Here is a 4,142-nt window from a genome sequence, read left to right on the forward strand (position 1 = left end):
CGGTGAGCCGCACGTTCTCGCCCCGCGCGGGGGGGCGCCTGGGAGATCGAGCGCCGCCCCTCTCAAGGCGAACACCTGCGGCTAACCTCCCCCACAACCGCCCGTTTCGCGTAGCATGCCTACACCGCTCTCAGACACCCCTCACCATGCTGATACCCTACGAACACCTGCAAGCCGACACCCTCACCCGTCTGATCGAAGACTTCGTGACCCGCGACGGTACCGACAACGGTGACGACACCCCGCTGGAAACGCGGGTGCTGCGGGTGCGCCAGGCATTGGCCAAAGGCCAGGCCTTCATCCTGTTCGACCCCGAGAGCCAGCAATGCCAACTGCTGGCCAAGCACAACGTGCCGCCCGAGCTGCTCGACTAGCCGATCACGCCCTGCCCGCCTTGGCCTGCTGCGCCTCCTTGATTCGCCGGTACACCTCGGCACGGTGCACCGGCACTTCACGCGGTGCATCCACACCAAAGCGCACCATGCCGTCCCGGGTTTCGACCACCATGATGCGGATGTCGTCGCCAATCACGATTACTTCACCCACTTCGCGTCCTATCACCAACATGTTCCGGTCCTCCTGCGAAAGGGAAAACCGGAGGGTGCATCGTAGCTGTTCAGCTACACAAGACTTCCCCCGCTATTCAGAAATTGCCGACAAGTTACGGTAATTTGCCCTACAGATTTCACCTAATCCGTCAGCCTGAACGCGCCTTGGCTCGCATCTTCATCGCCATTTCCGCCATTTCGTCGTACAGCTGCTGAGGGGCCTGGCACTTCATGGCCCAGGCCTGCCTGCCCGCTTCGTGGGGCAGGATCAAAAACTGCCCGGCTGCCACCTGCTCGAAGATGCACTCGGCTATATCGGCCGCGCTGATAGGCGAGCTTTCCAGCAGCTTGCCCACCTGGGCTTTCATGGCCGGGTCCGGGCCGCGGAACGAGTCCAGCAGGTTGGTCTGGAAAAAGGACGGGCACACCACGTGCACTGCCACTTCCAACTGACGCAGCTCCACCAGCAGGCTCTCGGACAATGCCAGCACCCCAGCCTTGGCCACGTTGTAGTTGCTCATGCCCGGCCCCTGCATCAGCGCGGCCATGGAGGCGATATTGATGATGCGGCCCTTGCTGCGCTCCAGCAGCGGCAAAAACGCCTTGCAGCCCTTGACCACGCCCATCAGGTTGACCGAAATCTGCCAATCCCAGTCTTCCAGCGACAGCTCGGCGAAGAACCCGCCCGAAGCCACGCCCGCATTGTTGACGATGACGTCCACGCCCCCGAACTGCTCGTCGCAGGCCTGGGCCATGGCGGTCAGCTGGCTGTAGTCGCGCACATCGCAGTGCTGGGCAAAGCCCGAGCCACCAGCGGCCTTCACTTGCTCCAAGGTTTCGCGCAGGCCTGCCGGGTTCACGTCGGCCAGCGCCAGCTGCCAGCCTTCGCGGGCCCAGCGCAGGGCAATCTCGCGCCCGAGGCCCGACCCGGCGCCCGTGATCATGATGCGGTTGTGCATGGCTGCAAGCCTTGTGGTGAGGGTGGATGCAGCGAGTTTAATCAAGCCCACAGGGGCTGGCAGGGCTTATCAGGCGAGTGAATGAGCGGCCATGAACAGGCGGTTGCACAAAAAGATGTCGAACCGGCCTACACGCCGATGGAATCTTTCACAAACGGCACCGGTCCGAATTTACAAGAGGCCGGCAACCCGAGGCCCTTGACCCTCCACCACGCAAGGACTCCTACATGACCACGATTCTGATCATCATCCTGATCCTCCTGCTGATTGGCGGTCTGCCCGTCTTCCCTCACTCGCGTAGCTGGGGCTATGGCCCGTCCGGTATCGTCGGTGTGGTGCTGGTGGTCTTGCTGGTGTTGTTGCTACTCGGCAGGATCTGACGCAGACACACAAAAAAACCGCGCCTAGGCGCGGTTTTTTTGTACCTGAAGGTCAGTGCGAGACAGCCCCTGATGCACCCAGGCCCGTTTGCGAGCGCACGAACTGCGGGAAGAACAGCGCGCGTTCGTTTTCAGCAGCCTTGGACTTGTCGGTGATCGAGAAGAACCAGATACCGCCAAAGGCAATCAGCATGGAGAACAGTGCTGGGTATTCGTACGGGTAGATCGGTTTCTCGTGGCCGAGGATCTGCACCCAGATGGTCGGGCCGAGCACCATCAGCGTTACCGCACTGATCAGGCCCAGCCAGCCGCCGATCATGGCACCACGGGTGGTCAGCTTCTTCCAGTACATCGAGAGCAGCAGCACCGGGAAGTTGCAGCTGGCTGCGATGGAGAACGCCAGGCCCACCATGAAGGCGATGTTCTGCTTCTCGAACAGAATGCCCAGGCCGATCGCCAGCACGCCCAGGGCGACCGTGGTGATCTTCGACACGCGGATCTCGTCCTTGTCGTTGGCCTTGCCCTTGCGCCACACGCTGGCGTACAGGTCGTGGGACACTGCCGAGGCACCGGCCAGGGTCAGGCCCGCCACTACCGCCAGGATGGTGGCGAAGGCCACTGCCGAGATGAAGCCGAGGAACACGCTGCCACCCACGGCATTGGCCAGGTGCACCGCCGCCATGTTGTTGCCACCCAGCAGGGCACCGGTAGCGTCCTTGAAGTCCGGGTTGGTGCTGACCAGCAGAATGGCGCCAAAGCCGATGATGAAGGTGAGGATGTAGAAGTAGCCGATGAAGCCCGTGGCGTACAGCACGCTCTTGCGCGCTTCCTTGGCGTCACTGACGGTGAAGAAGCGCATCAGGATGTGCGGCAGGCCGGCCGTGCCGAACATCAGCGCCAGGCCCAGGGAGAACGCCGAGATCGGGTCCTTGACCAGGCCGCCTGGGCTCATGATGGCCTCACCCTTGGCGTGCACCTTGATCGCTTCGGAGAACAGGGTGTTGAAGTCAAAGCCTACGTGCTTCATGACCATCAGTGCCATGAAGCTGGCACCGGACAGCAGCAGCACCGCCTTGATGATCTGTACCCAGGTGGTGGCCAGCATGCCGCCGAACAGCACGTACAGGCACATGAGGATGCCCACCAGGATCACCGCCACGTGGTAGTCGAGGCCGAACAGCAGCTCGATCAGCTTGCCGGCACCTACCATCTGCGCGATCAGGTAGAAAGCCACTACCACCAGCGAACCAGAGGCGGACAAGGTGCGGATTTCCTTTTGCCCAAGGCGGTAGGAGGCCACGTCGGCGAAGGTGTACTTGCCCAGGTTGCGCAGGCGCTCGGCGATCAGGAACAGAATGATCGGCCAGCCGACCAGAAAGCCGATGGAGTAGATCAGGCCGTCGTAGCCGGAGGTGAACACCAGTGCGGAAATACCCAGGAACGAGGCCGCCGACATGTAGTCGCCGGCAATCGCCAGACCGTTCTGGAAGCCTGTGATCTTGCCGCCGGCCGCGTAGTAGTCGGCCGCCGACTTGTTGCGTTTGGACGCCCAGTAGGTAATGCCAAGGGTAAAGGCGACGAAAGCCACGAACATGGCAATCGCCGACACATTCAGCGGTTGTTTCTGCACCTCGCCGGTCAGGGCATCGGCTGCCCACACAGCGGGTGCGAAGGCTCCGCAGGCCAATATGGCCAGGGCTTTGGCGTGACGAATCATTGTTGCGCCTCCTTCAGGATGGCCTTGTTCAGCTCATCGAATTCGCCGTTGGCGCGGCGCACGTAGATGGCGGTAAGGACAAATGCCGAAACGATCAGGCCGACGCCCAGGGGGATACCCCAGGTGATCGATGACCCAGGGCTGAGCTTGGTGCCCAGAATCTGAGGACCGTAGGCGATCAGGAGGATGAAAGCGCAGTAGAGGCCGAGCATGATCGCCGAGAGAATCCAGGCGAACCGTTCGCGTTTGCTGACCAGCTCCTTGAAACGGGGGCTGTTTTGTATCGAGAGGTAAATGCTGTCGTTCATTGTTGTTGTCCTAGCAGCACAAAGAGGGAATGCAACCCACACCCTTACTTTATGCGGCTGTTGGACGCCAACCAGACGACCTTAGTCTTAGATGCAACGGTGTTTTACCGGTTGCGTAACAAATAGCTGAAGCGTTGGGGCTGGGAGGGGCTTGCCTTGGGTTGCGCGGTGGTGCGCGAATCGAGCGCCGCCCGCGCGGCGCATCGCGAGCTGCGCTCGCTCCTACGCTT

Annotated in this window: 6 protein-coding genes; 2 read left to right on the top strand and 4 right to left on the bottom strand. The window is 61.6% G+C overall.

Going from position 1 to position 4,142, the window contains the following annotated elements:
- Nucleotides 1-146 precede the first annotated feature (146 nt).
- The gene (locus IAE33_RS24260) at nucleotides 147-374 is read left to right on the top strand and encodes a YheU family protein (protein ID WP_201165742.1); all 228 of its coding nucleotides are present in this window, start codon (nucleotides 147-149) and stop codon (nucleotides 372-374) included.
- A gap of 4 nt (nucleotides 375-378) precedes the next feature.
- Here the strand turns inward: IAE33_RS24260 and csrA are convergent, their stop codons facing one another.
- The gene (csrA, locus tag IAE33_RS24265; RefSeq protein WP_028634679.1) at nucleotides 379-567 is read right to left on the bottom strand and encodes a carbon storage regulator CsrA; all 189 of its coding nucleotides are present in this window, start codon (nucleotides 565-567) and stop codon (nucleotides 379-381) included.
- A 130-nt stretch (nucleotides 568-697) separates the two neighbouring features.
- Nucleotides 698-1,507, bottom strand: coding sequence for an SDR family oxidoreductase (locus IAE33_RS24270; RefSeq protein ID WP_201165744.1), 810 nt, complete (start codon nucleotides 1,505-1,507; stop codon nucleotides 698-700).
- 227 nt (nucleotides 1,508-1,734) lie between these two features.
- Between IAE33_RS24270 and IAE33_RS24275 the strand changes: the two genes are divergently transcribed.
- Entirely contained in the window at nucleotides 1,735-1,887 is a 153-nt protein-coding gene (locus tag IAE33_RS24275; RefSeq protein ID WP_009682861.1) for a DUF3309 family protein, read from the top strand.
- 52 nt (nucleotides 1,888-1,939) lie between these two features.
- Here IAE33_RS24275 and IAE33_RS24280 read toward each other — a convergent pair whose 3' ends face one another.
- Together IAE33_RS24280 and IAE33_RS24285 are read right to left on the bottom strand one after the other, a co-directional pair.
- The gene (locus tag IAE33_RS24280) at nucleotides 1,940-3,604 is read right to left on the bottom strand and encodes a cation acetate symporter (RefSeq protein WP_028634677.1); all 1,665 of its coding nucleotides are present in this window, start codon (nucleotides 3,602-3,604) and stop codon (nucleotides 1,940-1,942) included.
- Complete coding sequence (locus IAE33_RS24285; RefSeq protein ID WP_054886409.1) at nucleotides 3,601-3,912, bottom strand: DUF485 domain-containing protein; 312 nt, start codon at nucleotides 3,910-3,912, stop codon at nucleotides 3,601-3,603. The genes IAE33_RS24280 and IAE33_RS24285 overlap by 4 nt, the downstream gene beginning before the upstream one ends.
- Nucleotides 3,913-4,142: the final 230 nt, after the last annotated feature.

Source organism: Pseudomonas sp. S60, assembly GCF_016647865.1.
GTDB classification, from domain to species: domain Bacteria; phylum Pseudomonadota; class Gammaproteobacteria; order Pseudomonadales; family Pseudomonadaceae; genus Aquipseudomonas; species Aquipseudomonas parafulva.